Origin of the sequence: Paenibacillus pabuli, assembly GCF_039831995.1 — a bacterium.
Taxonomy (GTDB): domain Bacteria; phylum Bacillota; class Bacilli; order Paenibacillales; family Paenibacillaceae; genus Paenibacillus; species Paenibacillus pabuli_C.
In genome coordinates, this window is sequence record NZ_JBDOIO010000003.1 from 162,415 (window position 1) to 185,785 (window position 23,371).

The 23,371-nt window shown below is 46.0% G+C and carries 21 protein-coding genes and 1 pseudogene; 16 read left to right on the forward strand and 6 right to left on the reverse strand.

Going from position 1 to position 23,371, the window contains the following annotated elements:
* Positions 1 to 5 precede the first annotated feature (5 nt).
* Positions 6 to 1,100 carry a tyrosine recombinase XerS gene (xerS, locus tag ABGV42_RS03085; protein ID WP_347380325.1) on the reverse strand — a complete coding sequence of 365 codons (1,095 nt, stop codon included), beginning with the start codon at positions 1,098 to 1,100 and terminating at the stop codon, positions 6 to 8.
* 171 nt (positions 1,101 to 1,271) lie between these two features.
* Between xerS and ABGV42_RS03090 the strand changes: the two genes are divergently transcribed.
* The 11 genes and pseudogenes from ABGV42_RS03090 to rbsB all read left to right on the forward strand — a co-directional run bounded on the left by ABGV42_RS03090 (position 1,272) and on the right by rbsB (position 13,567).
* Positions 1,272 to 1,760, forward strand: coding sequence for a GNAT family N-acetyltransferase (locus ABGV42_RS03090; protein WP_347380326.1), 489 nt, complete (start codon positions 1,272 to 1,274; stop codon positions 1,758 to 1,760).
* A 64-nt stretch (positions 1,761 to 1,824) separates the two neighbouring features.
* A complete protein-coding gene (locus ABGV42_RS03095; RefSeq protein WP_347380327.1) occupies positions 1,825 to 2,598 on the forward strand; it encodes an SDR family NAD(P)-dependent oxidoreductase in 774 nt (257 codons plus the stop codon).
* A 118-nt stretch (positions 2,599 to 2,716) separates the two neighbouring features.
* Complete coding sequence (locus tag ABGV42_RS03100; RefSeq protein WP_347380328.1) at positions 2,717 to 3,613, forward strand: aldo/keto reductase; 897 nt, start codon at positions 2,717 to 2,719, stop codon at positions 3,611 to 3,613.
* 337 nt (positions 3,614 to 3,950) lie between these two features.
* Entirely contained in the window at positions 3,951 to 5,210 is a 1,260-nt protein-coding gene (locus ABGV42_RS03105; RefSeq protein ID WP_347380329.1) for an MDR family MFS transporter, read from the forward strand.
* Positions 5,211 to 5,566: 356 nt separating this feature from the next.
* Positions 5,567 to 7,700: pseudogene (locus ABGV42_RS03110) on the forward strand (serine hydrolase domain-containing protein).
* Positions 7,701 to 7,889: 189 nt separating this feature from the next.
* Complete coding sequence (locus tag ABGV42_RS03115) at positions 7,890 to 8,879, forward strand: LacI family DNA-binding transcriptional regulator (protein WP_347380330.1); 990 nt, start codon at positions 7,890 to 7,892, stop codon at positions 8,877 to 8,879.
* Positions 8,872 to 9,753: a ribokinase gene (rbsK, locus tag ABGV42_RS03120; protein ID WP_347380331.1), complete on the forward strand. Its 882-nt coding sequence runs from the start codon at positions 8,872 to 8,874 to the stop codon at positions 9,751 to 9,753. The genes ABGV42_RS03115 and rbsK overlap by 8 nt, the downstream gene beginning before the upstream one ends.
* Positions 9,750 to 10,151 carry a D-ribose pyranase gene (gene rbsD / locus ABGV42_RS03125; protein WP_347380332.1) on the forward strand — a complete coding sequence of 134 codons (402 nt, stop codon included), beginning with the start codon at positions 9,750 to 9,752 and terminating at the stop codon, positions 10,149 to 10,151. The genes rbsK and rbsD overlap by 4 nt, the downstream gene beginning before the upstream one ends.
* A 14-nt stretch (positions 10,152 to 10,165) precedes the next feature.
* Positions 10,166 to 11,647 carry a sugar ABC transporter ATP-binding protein gene (locus ABGV42_RS03130; protein WP_347383125.1) on the forward strand — a complete coding sequence of 494 codons (1,482 nt, stop codon included), beginning with the start codon at positions 10,166 to 10,168 and terminating at the stop codon, positions 11,645 to 11,647.
* 10 nt (positions 11,648 to 11,657) lie between these two features.
* On the forward strand, positions 11,658 to 12,620 hold the full coding sequence (gene rbsC / locus ABGV42_RS03135; protein ID WP_431523632.1) for a ribose ABC transporter permease RbsC: 963 nt from the start codon (positions 11,658 to 11,660) through the stop codon (positions 12,618 to 12,620).
* A gap of 14 nt (positions 12,621 to 12,634) precedes the next feature.
* Positions 12,635 to 13,567 (forward strand): ribose ABC transporter substrate-binding protein RbsB, encoded by a 933-nt coding sequence (rbsB, locus tag ABGV42_RS03140; RefSeq protein ID WP_347380334.1) that lies wholly within the window; start codon positions 12,635 to 12,637, stop codon positions 13,565 to 13,567.
* A gap of 127 nt (positions 13,568 to 13,694) precedes the next feature.
* Here rbsB and ABGV42_RS03145 read toward each other — a convergent pair whose 3' ends face one another.
* Positions 13,695 to 14,582 carry an AraC family transcriptional regulator gene (locus ABGV42_RS03145; protein WP_347380335.1) on the reverse strand — a complete coding sequence of 296 codons (888 nt, stop codon included), beginning with the start codon at positions 14,580 to 14,582 and terminating at the stop codon, positions 13,695 to 13,697.
* Between the two features lie 229 nt (positions 14,583 to 14,811).
* Between ABGV42_RS03145 and ABGV42_RS03150 the strand changes: the two genes are divergently transcribed.
* Both ABGV42_RS03150 and ABGV42_RS03155 read left to right on the forward strand, forming a co-directional pair.
* Complete coding sequence (locus ABGV42_RS03150; RefSeq protein WP_347380336.1) at positions 14,812 to 16,509, forward strand: ABC transporter substrate-binding protein; 1,698 nt, start codon at positions 14,812 to 14,814, stop codon at positions 16,507 to 16,509.
* Positions 16,510 to 16,810: 301 nt separating this feature from the next.
* A complete protein-coding gene (locus ABGV42_RS03155) occupies positions 16,811 to 17,377 on the forward strand; it encodes a DapH/DapD/GlmU-related protein (protein WP_347380337.1) in 567 nt (188 codons plus the stop codon).
* Positions 17,378 to 17,379: 2 nt separating this feature from the next.
* Here ABGV42_RS03155 and ABGV42_RS03160 read toward each other — a convergent pair whose 3' ends face one another.
* The 3 genes from ABGV42_RS03160 to ABGV42_RS03170 form a co-directional block, all read right to left on the reverse strand.
* Positions 17,380 to 18,192 (reverse strand): cytochrome c oxidase assembly protein, encoded by an 813-nt coding sequence (locus ABGV42_RS03160; protein ID WP_347380338.1) that lies wholly within the window; start codon positions 18,190 to 18,192, stop codon positions 17,380 to 17,382.
* Positions 18,182 to 18,655 carry a DUF2243 domain-containing protein gene (locus ABGV42_RS03165; RefSeq protein ID WP_347383126.1) on the reverse strand — a complete coding sequence of 158 codons (474 nt, stop codon included), beginning with the start codon at positions 18,653 to 18,655 and terminating at the stop codon, positions 18,182 to 18,184. The genes ABGV42_RS03160 and ABGV42_RS03165 overlap by 11 nt, the downstream gene beginning before the upstream one ends.
* Positions 18,656 to 18,805: 150 nt before the next feature.
* Positions 18,806 to 19,429: a TetR/AcrR family transcriptional regulator gene (locus ABGV42_RS03170; RefSeq protein WP_347380339.1), complete on the reverse strand. Its 624-nt coding sequence runs from the start codon at positions 19,427 to 19,429 to the stop codon at positions 18,806 to 18,808.
* Between the two features lie 176 nt (positions 19,430 to 19,605).
* Between ABGV42_RS03170 and ABGV42_RS03175 the strand changes: the two genes are divergently transcribed.
* A complete protein-coding gene (locus tag ABGV42_RS03175) occupies positions 19,606 to 20,343 on the forward strand; it encodes an SDR family NAD(P)-dependent oxidoreductase (RefSeq protein ID WP_347380340.1) in 738 nt (245 codons plus the stop codon).
* A 121-nt stretch (positions 20,344 to 20,464) separates the two neighbouring features.
* Positions 20,465 to 20,593 carry a DUF6254 family protein gene (locus ABGV42_RS03180; protein WP_220039431.1) on the forward strand — a complete coding sequence of 43 codons (129 nt, stop codon included), beginning with the start codon at positions 20,465 to 20,467 and terminating at the stop codon, positions 20,591 to 20,593.
* A 453-nt stretch (positions 20,594 to 21,046) separates the two neighbouring features.
* On the opposite strand, the gene ABGV42_RS03185 is transcribed toward ABGV42_RS03180, so the two are convergent.
* Positions 21,047 to 21,931 carry a DMT family transporter gene (locus ABGV42_RS03185; RefSeq protein WP_347380341.1) on the reverse strand — a complete coding sequence of 295 codons (885 nt, stop codon included), beginning with the start codon at positions 21,929 to 21,931 and terminating at the stop codon, positions 21,047 to 21,049.
* A 224-nt stretch (positions 21,932 to 22,155) separates the two neighbouring features.
* On the opposite strand from ABGV42_RS03185, the gene ABGV42_RS03190 reads away from it, so the two are divergent.
* Entirely contained in the window at positions 22,156 to 23,121 is a 966-nt protein-coding gene (locus ABGV42_RS03190) for a LysR family transcriptional regulator (protein WP_347380342.1), read from the forward strand.
* Positions 23,122 to 23,371 lie beyond the last annotated feature (250 nt).

Here is a 23,371-nt window from a genome sequence, read left to right on the forward strand (position 1 = left end):
CCCTCTTATGAACCCGTACCTTCGGTACGACGCTCAATGGCTTCAGACATCGTTTTGTCAGTGAGATGTGCATAAATTTCTGTGGTCTCTGTTGAGGCATGTCCAAGCTGTTCCTTTGTTTTATAGATATCATTTTGCAGGTAATAATCTGTCGCAAAGGAATGCCGCAGCTTGTGCACAGTGAGATACGGCTTGCCAAAACATTTGGCATATTTCATAATCATGGCCTGAATCGCCCGTTTGGTCATTCGACTGCCTTCGGACTCACCGTTACGGAGCGCAATGAATAGTCCTTTTTCCCGTTTGGGTGTGCGATACCTCGATTGCCGCAGCTGCATGTAATTGGCCAGCTCGTCCTTGGCCTGCTCCCTGAAATATACCGGTGTCTTGAACGTTTCATCATTGTTACCTTTGCGGTAAACATATAACAGTTTGTTGTTCAAGTCCAGATCGTCAATATTCAGGTTAACCACTTCGGATACCCGTAGTCCAGAATTCAGAATAAGACTGGCAATGCATGCATCCCGTTCTTTGTTGAGTTCGTGGGAATACAGGGCTTGTTTGTTTTTTTGCATATCGAGAGCGTATCCTTCGAGGATATATCCGATAAACTCAAGCAGCTCCTCGTCCTCTAATAGTTTCCCTTTCAGCTTCGCCGCGGTGTCTTTTGGCTTATGTGTGCGTTTGATCTCAATCTTGGCCATAATATTTCGTTTCAGCAGCGGATAGAAGTCTTCATCTTCGGCAATTTGGCTCAAATAATGAAAGAGTGAGCGAAGAGAGGACAGTTTGCGGGATACTGTAATTCTCGAGTTGGCTCCTTCCCGTTTGGTAGCCAGGAACAATCGGAATGAGGTTACCGAATCCATCCGTAATACCTCAAGTTCAGTTAGCGTCACTTCCCGGTTTGACTCAGCCTCGGACAATCCTTCCGCACGCAGCCAACTGAAAAAAGTATCATAATCCCTTAAGTACTCCAGCAGGGTGGAGGGGGATAAATCAGGCAGCTTATAATCTATGAATTGCTGAACGAACCAAGGCATGGAAGGCAGCTTATCATCCAGCTTGCGTCGATCAATCTCTTTTTGCACATTGGTCAAGTTCGGCACCTCCTGGTTAGTTCTTCTTCAAATCGTCTATGTCCTAGTGTACCATAATTTGCATGGTCACAGCCTGTCCATGGAATAGTGCAGAGGAGAGCTGTATTCTTGCCCTTCGCCTTACAAACCTTTAAAGTAACTAGTATAAGTAAAGCAGAGGAGGTGGACCGGATGAATATGCAAATCGAACTGGTTCCCCGAGAACGGAGTCAGGTGATCCGCCATTTAATGCAATTTTATCTGTATGATTTCACGAAATATTTAAATATTGATGTGGACAGCAACGGTATTTTTCCGGAGTATCCCGGTCTGGAGGCATTTTGGGAGGAGGAAGGCCTCAAATTTGCTTTCCTCATCACATGTGATGGAGCACCTGCCGGCTTTGCACTGGTGGAACGCTTCGAGCCAGGCAGCAAGGATAACGATTATTATTTGACCGAGTTCTTCGTCATGCAAAAATATCGACGGAGCGGGATCGGGACTCAAGCGGCACACGAGCTGTTTCATCGTTTTCCGGGACGATGGAAAGTAACGCAGGTGCGCAACAATGTGATCGCTCAGGCGTTCTGGAGAAAAGTAATCGGAGCCTATACAGGAGGAAGATTTCGCGAGAAATTTCATCCGGAATTAGGGAATCCGAGCCAGTTTTTTGTAACGTGACAGCAAGGTGATGAACTAATCAACTGTCATTTATACATATTGGATTGAATAAGGAGCGTGTGACATGATCGGACCTACATTTCATCTGGAAGGACAGACTGCCCTCGTAACAGGTGCGGGAAGAGGGATCGGAAAGGCGATCGCCATTGGACTGGCAGAGTCGGGATGTGATGTTGCTCTTGTTTCCCGAACGAGGAAGGAGGTCGAGGAGACGGCTGCTTTAATTTATGAGCAAACAGGTCGAAGGGCTATCGCCTTGTGTGCAGATATCACGTCCAGGGAACAGCTGGAAGCTGCCTTTAGTGAGGTAATAGCAGAACTGGGAAGACTGGATATTCTCGTGAACAATGCCGGCATGAACATTCGAACGCCAGCTCTTGAAGTAACGGACGAGCAATGGGAGACCATTATGCAGACAAATCTGAAATCAGCCTTCATGGCTTCGCAGCTGGCAGGTCAGCACATGAAGGAGCAGGGCGGCGGCAAGATCATTAATATCTCTTCCGTAGGTGGACACACAGCACTGCGAACAGGTGTAGTATATGGTGCAACCAAGGCAGCTCTTATTCATATGACCAAAGTGCTGGCTTTGGAGTGGGGGAAATATGGTATTCGTGTGAATGCCGTAGGTCCGTGGTACTTCCGGACTCCGCTGACTGAAAAGCTGCTGGATGATCCTCAATATCTCCAGGAGATTGTAAGCCGGACACCCCTTCAACGGGTCGGTGAACTGCAGGAGGTCGTTGGACCAGTTGTTTTTCTGGCGTCGGAGGCTGCCGGGTATATTACGGGTCAAACGCTGCTCGTAGACGGCGGCATGTCCATATACGGATTTTAAATGTTGGAGAAGTGGATCAAAAGTGGGTGCGGTGGCTTGTCTAACGGGTAATAATCCATAGAGTTGTCATTCTTTCATAAGTTGTAACCTATATTAACGAAGCTCGGAGGAATCAATCATGGAACTGCGTGAATATGGAAACACAGGCATGAAAGTAAGCACGCTCGGATTTGGCGGATCCGAAATTGGAAGCAACGTATCCAAGCAAGACGTGGAAACACTCCTGAATACCGCTTTGGATGCCGGATTGAACGTCATTGATACCGCCGAGTGTTACGGGAACAGTGAGGAATTGATTGGAGACGTACTTTCGCACCGGCGTGATGACTATTATTTGTTTACCAAATGCGGACATGCTGCCGGGGTAGATGGCCCTGATTGGGATCCCAAGGTGCTGGAACAAACGATTGACCGTAGTCTAAGAAGACTCAAAACGGAGTATGTGGATGTCATCCATTTGCATAGCTGCTCGGAAGAGGTTCTCCGGCAAGGGGCGGTAATCGAAGTGCTGCAGCGAGCCAAGGAAGCCGGAAAGACTAGGTTTATCGGTTATAGCGGGGACACAACGAACGCGTTATATGCGATCGGAACCGGCGTGTTCGACAGTTTGGAAACATCGCTAAACATTGCGGACCAAGAAGCGATCGATCTGACATTGCCTGAGGCGAGAAAAAGAAACATGGGTGTCATCGCCAAACGGCCGATTGCCAATGCTGCATGGACGTTTGATACACTCTCTGAAGATGCCTACCCATTCGTATACTGGAGACGGTTGCAGGAACTGGGCTACGGTTTTCTGACAGGTAATGATGTGCAAGCAGCGGTCGAAACGGCCCTTCGTTTCACGTTAAGTACGGAGGGAGTCGATACGGCTATTGTCGGCACAACGAAGCCGAACCGTTGGCAGCAAAATGCTGACCTGGTGGCTAAAGGAGCGCTTCCGCAGGAACTGTACGATGAAATCAGGACTAGATGGCAGGAAATTGCCGGATCGGATTGGACCGGACGTACCTAATTGAAGATTGGAGCGAACGGTTCGACAGAGAACCGTCGAGTTTGAAAGCCGCCTTCGGGCGGCTTTTTTTAGTGGAATCCAGGCTTACAGGAACATGCACCGAAACAATGGGGAAAAATTATAAAGGATAAGTATAATATATTTTCAATATATGAAAAATTCATAACAATAAACCCTCTTCATGTATCCACGCCAGATATAGACTCAAGGTATGTCCGTGACGAGGAGAAATCAGGAAAGCAAACCAAAACGTGAAAAGTCAAGTCTGTTTCCTAAATAAAATGTCCCTCTAAGAAGTTCCCTGGCCGTATAATAGAACTCATATGTTTATAAGAACATGAAAAATCAGAAGTGGTCAACAAGGGGGAACAGCATGGCTTCACAGTTAAAACAAATTCATCCACTGGCGTGGACGATCATCGTGGGTACGATCTTTGGACGTATGGCGACCTCGATGAGCATTCCATTTCTGTCCATTTATTTAACACAGCAGATGGGGGCATCGCCAACCGAGACAGGAATAATTGTGGCCGTGAGCGCGCTCGTTGGAGTTTTTGCCAGCTTCTATGGGGGATACATCTCGGACCGGATTGGGCGAAAAAAAGTGTTGTTTATGTCGGTTTTTGGCTGGGCGCTCGTATTTATTGGGTTTGCCCTATCGGATAAGATCTGGCTGTTTTTTATCATGAACGCACTCAACGGCATTTGCCGGGCATTATTTGAACCAACATCCAGGGCATTGTTATCGGACATCACACCACCTTCAAGCAAGCTGCTTGTATTCAATTTGAGGTATGCAGCGATAAACCTGGGAGTCGTGTTTGGACCATTGTTGGGATTGTATTTGGGATTATCGGATTCCAATTTGTCCTTTTTGGTCGCTGGAGGAGTATACATAGCTTACGGCATTCTATTAATTGTTCAGTTTATTCTTCATCCGCTGCAGCAGGGTGAGCAGGGTTCGGGGACGGCAGAGCCGATCCGTTTGAAACAAGCTTTTCGCATAACGAGTGGGGATCCTGTCTTTATGTTTGTTTTGATTGGGACAATCTTTTGTGTACTCGGATATGGGCATTTTAGCTCGACTTTGCCGCAATTCATGGCGATTAACCCAAATATGACAGATGGAGCGAAATGGTTTGGATACATGCTTTCCTTAAACGCAGTGGTTGTTCTCGCCGTTCAATTTCCGGTGGTTCGTATCGCGAGTCGCTTTCCACCTGTAGTGCCGCTCATTACAGGCAACATTATGGTATCTGTCAGTCTGCTGCTGTTTGGGTGGGCACAAAGTCCATGGATGCTGGTGACGGCAGTGGTCATTTTTACTGTAGGGGAAGTACTCATGTTCACGTTGATGGATGTTCTGGTGGATCGGATTGCGAAGCCGGAACTGAAAGGAACATATTTCGGCATGATCGGATTCAACAATCTGGGCAATGTCAGTGCTCCGATTCTGGGCGGATTTTTGCTGGATAGCTTTGGGGCTAACCAACCATTGCTTGTATTTGCACCCATTGCGATAAGTGCTGTATGCGGGGTTCCATTTTTATGGATAGCACATCAACGACTACAGGCAAGGGAACAGCAACCAACGTAGGAAACCCAGATTGGATTCGTGATTGAGCAAATTCAGGAACCGTCAAATCACTTTATTGTGAAGTTGGAGGTTCTTTTTTTGACTTAATACCATAATATTTCAACATATGAAAAATTCACAATAACAAGATCGTTTTCCGTACTTTGTTACTGCCTACAGACAAGTTACAATTTGCGCCCCAGGAGTTATAACGAACTTCATTATTCAACAACAAAAGTCAAGAACACCCACATCAATAACGTTGATGGTGTCTTGATCATGCCGCATTCGCGGCTTTTTTTGTAGTTCATGTTCAGTTCATATGGATGACACGGGCAGTACATTTTCCTTAAGTACACTAATTAGGACGCCACCTGATGGTAGCCAACACAGAAAAACAGGAGATGATAAGATTGTCCATCAAGAAACAAACTTCAATTACAGCCGTAACACTGGTATTTGCCATGCTTGCTCCAATGTCCGCTATGGCTGCACCGGTGAGTACCGTCAGTGAGGTTACGTACGATCTGACCCAACAAGCAGTGATCGAGAAAGCCAAAATCCTTACCGAAACATATGGCACAACAAGCGTGCAGTATGCACTCATAGATGATGGAGAGATCGTGATCTCCGGGCAAGCCGGCAAGAATGACCAGAATAACGCTGTACCTCTCACCGCAGATACGATCTATGGCATAGGTTCAACCAGCAAAATGGTGGTAACAACTGCTGTGATGAAGTTGGTGGATGAAGGGAAAATCGATCTGGATGTGCCTGTGGTAAATTATATCCCTGATTTCAAAATGAAGGATGAACGTTACAAGGAAATCACGACACGAATGCTGTTGAATCATTCATCCGGATTTTCTGGAACTTCAAGCAGCAGCGCGATCCTGTTCGGGGATAACGATACCTATGCACATGATAAATTGTTGGAGCAACTTGCAACGCAAAAGCTAAAAGCAGATCCCGGAGCATATTCGGTATACAGTAACGATGGCTTTTCGTTAGCCGAGATTCTGGTTGAAAGGATTAGCGGCATGAGTTTCACTGCTTATATGCATCGCTATATCACCGAGCCCTTGGGTATGAGCAACACCAAAACGCCGCAGGATCTGGTTAATGACAGCCAATTGGCCGTAACGTATTCTGACCTACATGAAGGACAACTTCCACAAGAAAACACGAACATGATTGCTTCGGGAGGCATTTACTCCACGGCCGAAGACTTGGTTCAATTTTCACAAATTTTCACGGGAGAGGTTGAAGGAATTCTCTCGCGTGAATCGGCTGAAGCCATGGCAGAAGAAGAGTACAAGAATGGCATGTGGCCGGAAGATGCAGATTCGTCTATTTCTTATGGATTGGGTTGGGATAGTGTAAACCTATTCCCGTTCAATGAATATGGGATCCAGGCCGTAGCCAAAGGCGGTAATACGATTTCGTATCATTCCTCTTTAATTGTACTTCCGGAATACAACATGGCTGCAGCCGTCACCTCTTCGGGAGGAACAAGCACAACGGATCAATTGATCGCAACCGAACTGCTGCTTGGGGCACTTGAGGAGAAGAATATCATTGCGGAACGGAAACCGGATAAATCTTATGGTAAACCTGTAAAAGTAACTATGCCTAAGGAATTAGCAGCGTATTCGGGCATCTATGGAGGTGGGGCCAGCTCGCTGCTGAAGATTGATGTGCAGGCTGACGGAGAACTAACCTTGTCCACACCTATAACACCGAGTAGTCCTGAACAAAAGTACATATATACCGCGGATGGAACTTTTGCGAGCGATGCAGGGACGGAAAAATTGAAATTCGTTGAAGAGGATAACGGGAATATCTACTTATGGTCCCGCTCGTATCAGTCCATGCCTGGACTGGGGCAGATCGCTTCTTCTGAATACAAGGCCGAGAAGCTGGAAACGAGTGAATTGTCCGCGGATGTTGCCGCAGCCTGGCAGAAACGTGAAGGCAAAAATTATTTTCTTGTAAATGAGAAATACACTTCAACGGTATATGACAGTGCTACACCGATCATCCCGATTCACCTGTTTGACGAGGTGCCAGGCTTTGTGTACACCAATAAAACCATACATGCCAACCTCGCTGTGAACCAGCTTCAAATCCCCGGCTTGGCCGGTCGTGATACGATGGAATACGAAATTCTTCGTGGAAAACGGAATGGAATACGTCACAGCAGGGGGCAAAGTTTATGTGAGCCAGGACGCGGTGAAACCGCTCTATTCCGGAAATCAGTCAAAAACAACGATCCAGGCGAACGGTTATGCTGCGTGGTATTCGATCCCGGCAGCGGCTGCAGGTAAAGTCATGACGGTTAAAATGCCTTCAAAAGGTGCTTTTACAGTGTACAACCAAGCGGGCATCTCCATTAATCACACCGTAGTTACAGGTCAAAATGAAGTAATACTGCCTGAGAATGGCATCATTGTTTTTGCTGGTGAGAACGGTTCAGTGTTTGAAATTTCACTTGCCAGCAATAAGAAATAAACGATATATACTACAAAGTGAAACAACCAAAATCCGCGGTTAGCGCGGCTTTTGGTGTTCGTATAATCAATAGGATCTGTGAACGCTGAACTACTTGGATAAATTTCCAGCAAGAAAAAGATTGTCAAATAAAAAAATATATGATAATTTAATGTCTGTAACCGGTTACACATAGAGGAGAACAAATTCATGACAACAATCAAAGACGTAGCAAATCTGGCTGGCGTATCGGTAGCCACCGTATCAAGGGTCATTAATGACAGGGGTTATGTACATGCGGATACACGCAAGAAAGTAGAAGATGCCGTGAAGGCGCTTAACTTCTCCCCTAACGAAGTAGCTCGATCATTATATAAACGTAAATCCAAACTGATTGGTCTGCTGCTTCCGGATATTGCAAACCCTTACTTTCCGCAATTAGCTCGGGGTGTAGAGGATCGTATGCAGGAGCAGGATTTCAGACTTATTTTCGGAAATAGCGATGAGGATGAATCGAAGGAGCAGGACTATATCCAGACGTTTGTTCAAAATAACGTAGTTGGTGTGATCTCTTCAACGAACTACCCTCATTCTCCAATATATGAAAAATTAAAAATTCCTGTCGTGTTTCTTGACCGGACTGCACTGGATAGTCCTTCTGTCTATGCAGACGGAAGAGAGGGCGGACGATTGGCAGCGAGAGAGATTATCAAGCGCGGTAGCCGCCGGATAACCGTTATGCAGGGTCCCTCACATATCAAGCCAGCACAGGATCGGTTCGAGGGAGCCATTGAAATCATCCGGGATGCCGGTTTGAATTACGGCGTAATCCAGACAACCTCGTTCTCGTTTAACGAAGCGGGATTATGGGCAGAAGAGCTGTTCAGCAAATACGCCGACACGGATGGGGTCATTGCCAGCAATGACATTGCAGCCATGGCGGTACTGCATGAGGCATCACGAATCGGAAGAAAGGTTCCTGACGATGTGCAAGTGATTGGCTTTGACGATATTCCAATGAGCAGTCTGTTATCACCAGCATTGTCCACCATTCGCCAGCCTGCATACGAGATGGGTAGGGAAGCAGCGGGATTACTTATCGGGCTTGTAGAACAAGCTCCAATTGAGAACAAAAACATACAGCTGCCCGTAGGATTTATTGAACGCGGCACAACCAGAAAGGTGAAATCAAATGGCTAAAATATGCGTAATCGGAAGCAGTTCCATGGATCTCGTCGTTACATCTTCAAGACGTCCAGGGGCGGGTGAAACCGTCCTTGGAGACAGCTTCAAAACGGTTCCTGGTGGAAAAGGAGCCAATCAGGCCGTTGCTGCTGCACGGTTGGGTGCCGAGGTTGCGATGGTCGGCCGGGTAGGAGATGACGCATTCGGCACAGCAATTTTAAATAATCTTCAAGCAAATGCTGTAAATACGCAAAATGTGAAACCGGTTACACATTTGGAGAGTGGAACGGCTCATATCATATTGGCAGAAGGTGACAATAGTATCGTAGTCGTCGAGGCGGCAAATCGCGAAGTCACTCCTTCTTATGTAGATCAAGCGACTAAGGTGATCCGCGATGCCGATATCGTGCTGATCCAGCAGGAAATTCCCGAAGAAACCGTAGTCCATGTGAGTTCTCTGTGTGCTGAGTACGGAACGCCGCTGCTGCTTAATCCGGCTCCAGCGAGAACAGTGCCGCAGGAAGTCATTGACAAAGCCACCTACATCACGCCGAACGAGCATGAAGCCCAGATCCTGTTCCAAGGCATGAGCCCGGCAGAGGCTTTGCGCCTATATCCAAACAAGCTGTTTATCACGGAAGGCAGCAAGGGCGTTCGTTATTTTGATGGAGCGCAAGAAATCCTTGTCCCAACATACAAGGTGGAGGCCGTGGATACGACTGGTGCAGGAGATACATTTAACGCAGCATTCGCGGTCGCCTTGGCGGAAGGCAAGCCTCTGCAGGAGAGCATTCGTTTTGCCAATCGTGCCGCATCGTTGTCCGTGACCAAGTTCGGAGCGCAGGGCGGCATGCCAACGAGAAACGAAGTGGAGGAGAGTCTGTCATGAAAAGAAACGGCATACTAAATAGTCATATTTCTAAAATACTTTCTGACTTAGGCCATACAGACATGATTGCCATTGCTGATGCCGGCCTTCCTGTTCCAGAAGGCGTGGTCAAGATTGATGTTGCCCTGAAACTCGGAACGCCAAGCTTTCAGGAAGTGGTCGAACTAATCGCAGACGATATGGTCATTGAGAGAGTGATTGTGGCAGAAGAGATCAAGGAAGGCAATCCGGCGGCTTTGCGGTTCGTTACCGAGAAATTTGGCAACAATGCCATTGATGCCTCCGTAAACCACGAACAATTCAAAGCACTAACTCGGCAGGTTAAGGCGGTTATTCGTACAGGTGAAGCTACACCCTATGCCAATTGCATTTTACAATCAGGTGTCCATTTCGGTTAAAAGGAGGTTGCATGATGCATATTCAGATGCACAACATTCATAAAGCATTTGGCACCAATCAGGTGCTTAGCGGAGTGGATTTCGAACTGAGGGAAGGTGAGGTTCATGCCCTGATGGGTGAGAACGGAGCCGGCAAATCCACGCTGATGAACATTTTGATCGGACTCCATCAGCGTGATCAGGGAACGATCTCCATTGATGAGAAGGAAACCTATTTTGGAAGTCCAAAGGAAGCAGAGAAACTAGGCATCGCATTTATTCATCAGGAGCTGAACGTTTGGCCTGAAATGACGGTCCTCGATAATCTGTTCATCGGCAAGGAAATGACATCTTCCTTAGGACTGCTCAATACGAAACAAATGAAAGCGCTCGCTTCAGAGCAATTCGCCAAGCTGTCGGTACAGATCCCGCTTGAACGGCCGGCAGGAGAGTGCTCCGTTGGACAGCAGCAGATGATTGAAATTGCCAAAGCACTGATGACCGACGCGAAGGTCATTATCATGGATGAGCCAACCGCAGCGCTGACGGAACGCGAGATTCAGAAGTTATTTGGCGTAATTACTGCACTGAAGAAAAACGGAGTATCCATTGTCTATATTTCTCACCGTATGGAGGAGATCTTCACCATCTGCGACCGGATTACGGTGATGCGTGATGGCAGAACGGTGGATACCAAGCCGATTCCGCAGACAAGCTTTGATGAAGTGGTAAGAAAAATGGTTGGTCGGGAACTAACCGAGCGGTATCCAGCCCGGAATCCTTCCTATGGCGAAGTGGTTCTGGAAGTACGGGACGCTAGCATTAAGGGCTTGTTCCAGAATGTCAGCTTCAACGTAAGAGCAGGTGAGATTGTCGGGTTCTCGGGACTTATGGGTTCGGGACGGACAGAGATCATGAGAGCCATTTTTGGATTGGACACCATGAACAGTGGCGAAGTATGGATCCGTGGCAAAAAAGCGAACATCCGTAAACCTTCGGATGCAGTGAGACACGGCATCGGTTTCATTACAGAAGACCGTAAGGATGAAGGCCTCGTACTGGACTTCTCCATTCGGGAGAACATGGCGCTGCCGAATCTGTTCAGCTTCTCCAGTAAAGGGTTCATTTCCACTGCCAAAGAACAGGATTTCGTCGATACCCTGATCAAGCGTCTGCAGATCAAGACGCAATCATCGGAGACTGCTGCGCGTAATCTGTCGGGGGGCAATCAGCAAAAGGTCGTTATCGCCAAATGGGTGGGTATCGGACCCAGCGTGCTCATACTGGATGAACCGACGAGAGGCGTGGATGTCGGAGCGAAACGTGAAATCTATCAATTGATGAATGAACTGACAGAACGCGGTGTCGCCATCATCATGGTATCTTCGGAGCTTCCCGAAGTACTCGGGATGAGTGACCGAATTGTGGTCGTGCATGAAGGGCGGATCAGCGGAGAGCTAACCAGGGAAGAAGCAACACAGGAAAACATTATGACATTGGCCACAGGGGGACAGTGAAATGACAACCATGCAGAACAACAAAACAACCGGAAGCGGATTCCGCTTATCCAACGTGACACAGAAATTAGGACCACTGCTCGGTTTAATTATTCTTATTATTATTGTATCCGTACTGAATCCAAGCTTTTTGGAACCGCTTAATATCTTGAATCTGCTGCGCCAGGTATCGATTAATGCCTTGATTGCCTTCGGTATGACCTTTGTCATTCTGACGGGAGGGATCGACTTGTCGGTTGGCTCCATACTGGCTTTATCAAGCGCCTTTGTCGCGAACATGATGCTATCTGGCTTGGATCCGATTTTATCCATCATCATCGGGGTGGCGCTTGGCGGTGTCATGGGTATGGTGAATGGACTCATGATAACCAAGGGTAAAATGGCTCCATTTATCGCAACATTGGCGACGATGACCATATTCAGAGGCTTAACACTTGTATATACGAATGGTAACCCGATTACGGGACTCGGGGACAGTCTGCTGTTCCAACTCTTTGGACGCGGTTATCTGCTTGGTATTCCGGTACCTGCTATAACGATGTTGATTACATTTGTGATTCTGTGGACGATCCTGCATAAAACGGCTTTTGGCCGCAAAACGTATGCTATTGGCGGTAATGAGAAAGCATCCATCATCTCGGGTATCAAAGTGACACGGGTCAAAATTATGATCTATTCCCTTGCGGGTATGCTTGCAGCGCTGGCAGGTGCCATTCTGACATCACGTCTGAATTCCGCACAGCCTACAGCGGGTACTTCTTATGAGCTGGATGCGATCGCAGCCGTTGTCCTGGGCGGAACAAGCCTGACGGGTGGACGTGGACGGATCGTGGGTACATTAATTGGTGTTCTGATTATCGGCGTGCTGAACAATGGTTTGAACCTACTCGGCGTGAACTCCTTTTATCAAATGGTTGTAAAAGGTGTCGTCATTGCGATTGCTGTCCTGTTGGACCGCAAGAAAACGGCTTAAGGGGAGAAACAATTATGAAAAAATGGACATTAACACTTGTAAGCATGATCATGATCATCGTTCTGGCCGGGTGCTCTCTGGAGCCGCCTGAATGGGCGAAGCCGGACGCTGCAGGAAATAAAGGACAGAAAAAAATTGGCCTTTCGATATCGACACTAAACAATCCTTTCTTCGTTTCATTGAAGGACGGAGTCGTTGCCGAAGCTCAGAAACAAGGCATTCAGGTTATCGTGGTCGATGCGCAAAATGACTCGGCGAAACAGACCAATGATGTGGATGATCTGATTCAACAGGGTGTCGATGCACTCCTGATTAACCCTGCTGACTCTGCGGCCATCTCTACGGCAGTTCAATCGGCCAACAGCGTAGGCATTCCCGTAATTACACTGGATCGCTCCGCAGACAAAGGTGAGGTAGCAGCTCTGGTTGCATCCGATAATGTCAAAGGCGGACAGATGGCAGCAGAATATTTCGTTGAACAGCTAGGTGAAGGTGCCAAAGTCATTGAACTTGAAGGCGTGCCAGGGGCTTCCGCTACACGTGAGCGGGGTAAAGGGTTCCACGAGGTGGCTGACCAGAAGCTTGACGTGGTTGCCAAACAATCTGCGGATTTCGATCGTTCCAAAGGTTTGAATGTGATGGAAAACCTGCTGCAAGGAAATCCGGATGTGCAGGCTGTATTTGCCCATAACGACGAGATGGCACTTGGTGCGATTGAAGCGATTCAAAGCTCGGGCAAAGACATTCCAGTCATCGGATTTGACGGTAATGATGATGCAATCAAATCCATTCAGGACGGAAAACTGACGGCAACGGTTGCTCAGCAGCCCGTACTGATTGGCCAACTGGCTGTACAAGCTGCTCTGGATGTCATGGACGGCAAACAGGTGGAGAAGTCCATCCCGGCAGAATTGAAGCTGGTGACCAAGGAAAATGCAAACAACTAAATGATCTTATATCCCGTTCTGGACGAGTACGCCAGGGCGGGATTTTTTATTTTATTTATTGGGGTGTTATGACAGATCATAAATGAAAACAAACTTTCTACGAATGGAAATCCAAGCGAAGCTTGCTTTATTCAGAGATGGATTCGGCCATGACCATTTCCTTTTGTCTGAAAAGCTTTGGAGACATCCCGTACGTCTTTGTAAATAATCTTGTAAAGTAGTTGCTGTCATTAAACCCGGACTGGTATGAAACTTGCGTAATGGGCAGACTTGTTAACCTTAAGAGCTGACAAGCACGCTCCATGCGCAATCGTTGAAGATAGGCAATGGGAGACGTTTGATAAAAGGATTTGAAAATCCGGTTCAGATGCCTTACGGAAATGTTGGCATATAGCGCGATATCCTCCAATGTGAGGTGATCCAGGTAATGATCTTCAATATAGGATACTGCTGCTGCCAAATGCATGACTTGGCCTTCGGAAGTTTTTCCGCTGGACTCATGGTGCCTGGATAAGTAAACTACGAGTTCAGTGAACTTGGAAGTCAGTAAAGTTTTGTAACCCGGCCGTTTCCCGTGATATTCGTCAATCATGTCTGCGATAAACTCTTCGATAAATTCCATATTGTTTAACGACAGATACATATGTTTGTTAATTGATTTCTTGTTATGATAAAGCGGTTCCAAAACAAACATCGCATGATAACCTTCAAACGAACGCAAATCGGAACCAAGTTGAATCATCATTTCCGGCTTATACATGATATTGCATATCTCAAAGCTACAAGGGTCTTTATAGGCATGCGTGTTTTCCCCGTTAATGACGAACACATGCCCCTTTTTAATAAATGAAATTTCATCATTAACGATATGTGTTGCATGGCCGTTAAGCACAATGACGAGTTCAGAGAAGTCCGTATGTTTATGAAGGGAAAAGTCTTCTGCATGCTCCCCGTATTGAATGAAAAATGGAAATTCCTCGTCTCTCGTAAACCATTTTAGACGAACATTCTTCAAGAAATCACCACCACATAATCGAGATTTGTCTATATCATGCTACATTTCTGACTGAATAATCAAGGTTTGAATGAAGGCACACATACTACTATATAGAAAAAACGGGGAGTGAGGCGAGAGATTAAAGAGATTCAACCGGAAAAGTCGAAAACGTATTCTTGAAAGCGATATCAATAAAAGGCATAGTGAGTTGGAAACAAGTTAATTCAGATACAGGGGGCAAAAAAACATGCGCACACTATCCAAAGCAATAGGAACATGTCTTTTAACAAGCACCTTACTTATTTCGGCCGGATGCAGCAGCAGCACAGCAAACAATGCCAATTCGGAGGGTGGCGACTCGGATAGCCCGATTACGTTTACTTTTTTCGGGGCAGATGCGAGTCCTAACTGGAACAAGATGCAGGATGCTGTAGGCAAAAAGATTACTGAAGAAACAGGTGTAACTATTGATGCAGAATATGATATATCAAGCGGAGGAGGCAATGACCGGATCTCCCTCATGGCTGCAAGCGGCGATTATCCGGATTTGATCTTTCCGAAAGGGAATTTAACGAGATTGGTAGATGCGGGTGCCATGCTGGACTTGACGGACTTAATTGAAGAGCATGCACCGAACCTGAAGAAAATTTATGGGGAGCATTTCAATCGATTGAAATATAGTAATGAAGATCCCTCCATTTACTGGATACCTACGAATGGAGCCATTGATCAGATCAGCTTTGATGCAAATAACGGCGCTGCCATTCAGCATCGTGTAGTCAAAGAGCTGGGGTATCCGGAAATCAAAACGTTGGATGACTTCGAAAATGTGCTAAGAGAGTATTATGAAAAGCATCCAACCACAGAAGACGGCCAGCCGACCATTCCGCTGACACTTAGCGCAGACGGATGGCGCCGGATGATTACCGTAACAGATCCAGCCGCCATGGCCACCGGGGGGCCGGGAGACGGGGAGTATTTCATCGATCCTGAAACTTACGAAGCCAAACTCCATTACAAGCGTCCGGTAGAAAAAGAATATTTCCGTTGGCTGAACAAAATGTTCAATGAAGGACTTTTGGACAAAGATAGTTTTGTTCAAAAAGACGATCAATATAAGTCCAAAATCGCCAGTGGACGAGTGCTGTCCCTGCTTGACCCGAACTGGGGTTACAGTGATGCAGAAAATGCACTCAAAAGTGTAGGGAAGGATGACATGACGTACGGATACTATCCTGTAACGCTTGATGAGAGCTTCCAGCGTAAGGACTTCCAGAACATTGGTTTTGATGGGTATGGAATCGGCATAACGGTGGACTGTCCCGACCCTGTTCGGGCGATTAAATTCTTGGACTGGATGTCTTCCGAAGAAGGCCAGATTCTAAGAAACTGGGGAGTTGAGGGAGAGCATTATGTCCTGGAAGATGGAGTTCGCTCCATACCTGCAGAGATTCAGGAAAAGAAAAACAAAGACAACAACACGTTTACCAAGGAGTCCGGAGTGGGTCTGTACTATATTTTCGGAGCGCACTACGGCGATGGAGTTAAGGATTCGACTGGTAATTATTTTACAACCAATTATCCTGAACAAATACAGCAAAGTTATTCGGATGCAGAGAAGGAAGCTCTTGCGGGTTACGGAATCAGTACGTGGAAGGATCTATTCCCTTCGGAAGAAGAGTTCCCGGTCAAAGAATGGGGAGCAGCGTATAACATGCCTATACCTTCGGATAGCGGCGATTACAACGTGATTTCGCAGAAAACGCAGGATATCATCCAGAAACGCATCGCCGAGGCCATCACGGCTACCCCGGCTTCCTTTGATGCGATCTACGACGGTATGATTGCCGAGATCGATCAGGCAGGAGCAGTCGAGATGGAACAGCAATATACGGAGTGGATTAAAGATCGTGTCAGATTATGGACAGGTAAGGATATTAAATAACATTCAACCAGCGTTCGGATCAGAGGAAGAGTGTTTAAGAGTGTTTACACGAATTCCAAAAAGCCGCGATAAGCGGCTTTTTGGTTTTTAATGGCAAGGCATTTCCCGGGAGATCACTTTGGACAGAAGAGATGTTCGATTATCTTTTCATATTTGCTTGCCCTAGAGTTAACTATAAGCATTAATATGGAAATGCGGCAAAATCGTGTGCAGCTCAGCACAAATGAGATAGATGCATTGAATGATGCCTGGGCAAGAAGATCAAAGATAAGGATCAATTCAACCAAAGTGAGGTTATATCATGGATATATACGATTTTATCGACTTTTGTAAAAAAGGGAATCCTATCTCTGGTGAAGATAAAGAATTACATGGGCTTTTAGTACAGTGCAGCTATGATGCTCAAAAAATAACGATGGAACTGAATACGTCCTTTCACACCAAAGAAGAAATTGTTGAGATTTTCAGCAGACTGACAGGCCAACCAATCGATTCAACGTTCACCTGTTTCCCACCGTTCTATACAGACTTCGGCAAGAATATTACCATTGGCCAGAATGTGTTTCTAAACACAGGCTGCTCATTCCAGGATCGGGGCGGGATTACCATCGGAAATGGAACCATGATCGGAATGAATGTAACGATAGCTACTCTCAATCATGGGCTTCCGCTCGAAACAAGAAATGTAACATACCCTTCTCCTGTTACGATTGGTGAGAATGTGTGGATCGGATCCAGTGCCACAATCTTACCTGGTGTAACCATTGGAAGCAACGCTGTAGTTGCGGCGGGAGCAGTGGTGACGAAGGACGTCCCGGAAAACGCTGTTGTTGCCGGAGTCCCGGCCAAAGTGATTAAACAGATCTAAAGTCAGTTAGGATGCCATACCATTCGTGGTCGAGTTGATCTAAACCAGTGTGAACATAAGATAATAATCAAGACCAAATCAATCATATCTCCGCCATAGTACATGAGCATGCCTCCGACCTTTGCCTGATCCAGAGACACACCGCTAGGAGGCTGAACATAAATGATTTTCGACAAAATGCCATGGCCTGCCAAGGAAATGATCAGTACAATTGACCGGTATACAAAGGAAAAACGATGAAACACAGGGTCGATGTAAAGGAAGGATAGCGTGTACAGATAGCCTGCGATGAAGATGTGGACATGGATCAAGAGATAAAGAACGATATGCTCATGCATGAGTGAGTAAAGGTTCGTGGTATATAGCAGCCACAGTCCTCCTATATTGAGGCAAGTTGTGAAGATCGGGTGAGTCAGCAGGCGAGATGGCCAACTTTTCAGCATGCGTGTAAGACGTCTTGCTAACGGGGTGCTTAACGTCTTCAGCAGAAGCGTCATCGGTGCGGCCATGACCATAAGTAATGGTGCGAACATACCCAATAGTAAATGACTGAGCATATGCGCAGCAAAATTAGTGTGGGCCAGACTAGCAAGGGGTCCAGTTATCGCAAGAACTGCTGATGTAACGCCAATACACCAGTAAACGATCCGATTCAAAGGCCAGGGCTTGTCAGGATTGGAACGAATTGCAGCAATAATATACACGCCCAAAGCAATCACAAAGGGTAAGGCTAGAAGCAGTTGTGGAACGACGATCCACGCTAAATGCTGCTGTTCAGTACCTTGGTAGTGATGAAGGTGAGAATTAATGTACATTGGAGTATGCCTTTCCTGCTCCTTGACTGCTTCTGGTGCGGTAAACAAGAATGAACCCGACCAGAAGCATACAAGCAGCCAAGATGTTCCATACCATGTCGTAGAGAATAACGTTTTCCACATATCGAATCTGATGGATCCTCATCAGTTTGTGTTGGATCAACCCATCGTATAGCTGAAAGCCCCCGGCTCCAACTAAAAATCCTCCCCACCATCTAGCGCGGACAAGAGCACTCCGTCTTCGAAGATCCGCGTACATAAACAATCCACCAATGGTTGCAAACCAACTAAAAGCATGAAAAAGTCCATCTGAGACCAAACCAATGTTTGTTGTGGATTTATCATAAAAATGGTGCCAATGCAGCAATTGATGAAAAACGGTTTCATCTATGAAGGCAACCGCCCCAATTCCGAATAGAACCCCAGACCATGCATTTCGTTTGGAATACATGTAATGATTCATGCCATTAGGGGTCTTATTACTGGTAGCACTACGAATAGCCAATTTACTTCCGCCTCCTTAAGTGGTTAACTATATTATCCAATATACCCATATTAACCAATTTAGTCGCTTATATAGAGGCTTTTTTTGTAGTTTTCTAAGTTAAGCTAGTTAGTCAGTATCAGGGCCCACTTTGTTCCCCACATAATGAAAAGAGTGGATATGCGTTTTGGAAAGTTCAATGACGTTCTTGATAAAGTCCTCGCGTGATTCACGAAAACCGCTTAATATCCAATTGTTTAATAGACCAAAAAAACCGTAAGCCGTGTAGTATTTGAAATATTCCATGTTAACAGGGGAGTTGTTGATGGTTTCGAAAGTAAATTGCTCCTCATAGATTTTGAGTATGGTCTGAGGAAAACCTGTATGCAGACCAGGTAACGTGTCATCGTATTGAATCAGCTCGAAGAAGTCTCGGCTTTCATGGATGTAATCCACGATTTGAAAGGAGTCCGAATTCAGTTTGTTCGTGAAGACTTTTTGGCCATGCAAATAGGGTCTACCCACGGCACCCCTTAATCCTTCAAGCTTCTCTATCAACAATTCTTCGGCGAGTACGAACTTATCCTGGTAGTGTAGGTAAAATGTGCTGCGATTATAACCCGCTTGGTCAACGATATCTTTGACAGACACCGCATGGAAGCCTTTTTTCTTAATGAGCTGGATCAGGGCTAGGTTAAGGTGCTCTTTGGTACGATTACGATGTTGAGATGTCACAATAAGTTCATCATTCATTCAAAAAATCTCCTATAAATATAGACATTATTTAGAGAAGTGTCTACTAGGTAGACACTTGATCGCATCTTAATGATTGGATTGTTACAATTTTAAGCATACAATTAGTTTTGTAAACATCATATAGCACTATTGATATAGGCGCTATTCAAAATAGTATACTGGAGGAATTATTCATGGGCAAACTTCAAGATAAAGTTGCAGTTATCACAGGAGGAGCATCCGGGATCGGCGCAGCGACAGCGCGCTTATTCGTTTCCGAAGGAGCCAAAGTGGTCTTGGTGGACCTGAATGAAGAAAAAGGCAAGGCGTTCGAGCAGGATCTGAAAGCGCTTAAAGCAGATGCTCTGTTTATCAAAGCCAATATCACGAGTGAGCAGGAAGTAGCTGATATTTTCAAACAAACGGTTGAGACTTTTGGTAAAGTGGATATTGTATTCAACAACGCAGGCATCGGACGTGTACATCCTTCGCATGAGCTGGACTATGCAGAATGGCGCAATACGGTCAACGTAGACCTGGACGGCGTATTTTTGGTTGCACGTGAATCGATTCGCGAAATGCTCAAAATTGGCGGAGGCACGATCGTTAACACGGCATCCATGTACGGATGGGTGGGTTCACCTGGTTCTGCAGCGTACAATGCAGCCAAAGGCGGCGTTGTGAATTTGACTCGTTCGCTTGCGCTGGAATATGCAGAAAGTAACATTCGCGTTAACGCACTTTGCCCAGGTTTTATCGACACACCGATTATTCCTGAAGAGAGCAAACAGGCTCTTTCGGCAGCAACACCAATGAAACGTCTTGGCCAAGCGGAAGAAATGGCTAAAGCCGTTCTGTTCCTGGCTAGTGATGATTCATCTTATATGACAGGAAACAGTCTGATCGTGGATGGCGGATACACTGCTCAATAAGAGCAGATTGATATTTGAATAGTAGATTATTCAAATAAAAGCTGTGCATGAATGAAAGCAAGTGATAATTCACATTATAGAGAAGTAGTATCACTCTAATTTCCTGAGGAGGAGATCTTTTATGGCTCGCCAGAAGAAAAGGCAGGAAGCTGCTTGGAAGTCACGAAAGCAAGAACAGCATCCTCATGGTAAAATCAGATCGCTTAAGGAATTATCAAGCGAATATGAAGAGAAGCATACTACGAGTTAAGCGTATGACTGTCGGAGCGATCTGTCCGGCAGTCATTCTTAATGACTTATAAATGAAGAAGACAGACGTATACTACAACACCGGACATGATTGGATAGAGAAATACGTGGGCATTTAAAGTCGCTATTGTAGCGGCTTTTTGTTTTGAGGATTAAAGGCGATGTTGCGCTGCGAGACAAAAAACGCATATCTACCGGCGTAAGGATGCCAATAGTTTGCGAACAACCCATATTATTAATGAAATAAATAAGATTAGTATGACTATTCCTGGGAAACTAACACTACTCAACATATAACCCTCCTAAATTTATCCAAAATAATCTTTGGGTTTATTATAGCACAGGAGAAAGACGGATTAATAAGAGGAGGTTTCATTTATTAATTGTTGGGACAACAAAAGGTCGTGAGACCAACCCAGTTGGGCTGATTTCGACGACCTTAAAACGCTGATTTCTATGAAGTTGAAGCTGTATACGTGGCAATCCTTTTCCGCTGTTCGAGCCACTGGGAGATGAGAATCCCGCCTATTACCAGCAAGGCTCCGAAATATCCCTGCATGCTCAGTCGCTCTCCAACAAAAACAAAGGCAACCAGAGCAGCGAAGATCGGCTCAAGTGCGTACATTAATCCCAATTGAACGGGCGCGATGTACTTCAGTGAGACCGACTGGGCAATAAAGCAAAAAGCGCTGCAAACCAGGCTAAGAGCAAGTATGGCCAACCATCCATTAAACGTACTTGGAAGGATCGGGGACTCAAAGATGAAAGAGAAAATCATGGCATACACAGCCGTGAAGCCCAATGAGAGAATACCCACGGTGATGGAATCGTTTTTTTTCACCGCCGCACCAGAGACCAGAATATATAACGCATTACCGATTCCTGCGGCAATGCACAGAATGTCGCCGGGATGAATTCGCAAATCGCTGTTCAATGTCAGTAATCCAATCCCTGCTATGGCCAGAAGAGCTCCGATGAAATGGCTAATCTCCAGTTTGTTCCGAAAAAACATTACGCTCAGCAAGGGAACGAAAATAACCGTAAGTCCAACCAGGAATCCTGCATTTGAGGTAGTGGTAGTTTTTAAGCCGTATAGAATAGAGACGCATACCCCAAGCAAAATGGCACCGAGCAGCGCTCCATACCCGATGGTCGTTTTATCCATACGCCGCAGTCGTTTGTGAAAAACAAATCCGGTCACGAGGAATGCAATCCCGAAACGCAGCGCAAGCAAATTAAATTCTTCCATGGAGCCCAGCCCCATTTTCATAAACAGGTAAGAAAATCCCCAACCCAAGGTAACGAGCAAAACAAGCAAATTGGCTTTCTGAGTATTCAACTTGACACGCATCCTTTAAACAGTGTAGTAGATTTGGTATTTCAGCGTGTTCAAGAACGATGCCGATTTTCCTTCATCAGTATACTCCGATTTTTGCGGCAGGAATATTGAAGGTTTGTTATACTAAGCTTGAGAAAAAATCATGGATAGTGATAGCGGAACGTGACTTTCGCTGGCTGCGAAGTGATCATAATATACATTCGGGATAGTGAAGGTGTGACGAATTGAGCATACATAAATATGAAGCTTTTAGTAAGGTGGTCGAGCAGGGAAGTTTGTCCAAGGCAGCCGATCTGCTGGGTGTAACACAATCAGGAGTCAGCCATGCCATCAGCAGCCTGGAGGCTGAACTCGGCGTGGTGCTGTTCCTTCGTGGGCGCTCCGGCATGAAATTGACTCCGAATGGGGAGAAGCTGCTTAAGCCCATCGTGGAAATATTGAATTGGAATGGACATTTAAAGCAAGTCGTTGCCTCCATTCATGGGATCGAAACCGGCACTGTCCGCATCGGAACCTTCACCAGCGTTTCGGTTCACTGGCTGCCTGGCATCATGAAGGCGTATCAGGCTGAATATCCCGATGTAGAGTTTCAACTGATGGAAGGCAGCTATGAACAGATCGAGAACTGGATTGCCGAAGGCAAGGTGGATTGTGGATTTATTACTATCCCTTCACGGGAAGGCTTTGATGTCATTCCGCTAAAAAAGGAAAAGCTGATGGGCATTGTCCCCCAAACGGAGCCCTTTGACACCTTGTCTCAATTCCCGTTGTCTCTCGCAGAGCATCATCCCTTCATCATGCATCAGGGAGGAACAGACTATGATGTGCAGCAAATTATGGGGAAGGCCGGCATTCATCTGAATGTCCGTTTATTCTCTAAGGACGACTATGCCATTATCGCCATGGTCAAGAATGGACTGGGTGTGAGCATTCTGCCTGAGCTGGTTATGCAGGGATATGAGCAGCAAGTCTGTTGCCTGGAACTGGAGGAACCCCGTTATCGCTTTTTGGGTTTGGCTGTCCGCTCCATAAAGGATGCTTCACCAGCGACAAAGCGCTTTGTCCAACATGTAGAGCAGTGGGTGATCAAGAACGTGAGTGTTGAGGACGAAGACATCGCTTCTAAGCATAAGGGAGTAGACAGAAATGAGGATGAACCAAAACATATTTTAAGCCATGCAAGCCGCTAATGTAGCAGTTTTTTTATTTGAAAGGATCAAATCCCTGTCCCGGATGGAGGAAGAACATTTCCATACCGGTATGTGGATTCTAATGATTATGGTATGAACCTCAGCACCTCAGTCGGGGAACTATTTACAATAATAAGGCCTAAGTAGCTACTTAATAAGCAGCATACTTGGGCCATTTGTTATTTTTGCCGCACATTAGAGCACTGAAGATTGAAATGGAGATAATCAGAAGAGAGAGAACTATTGATGA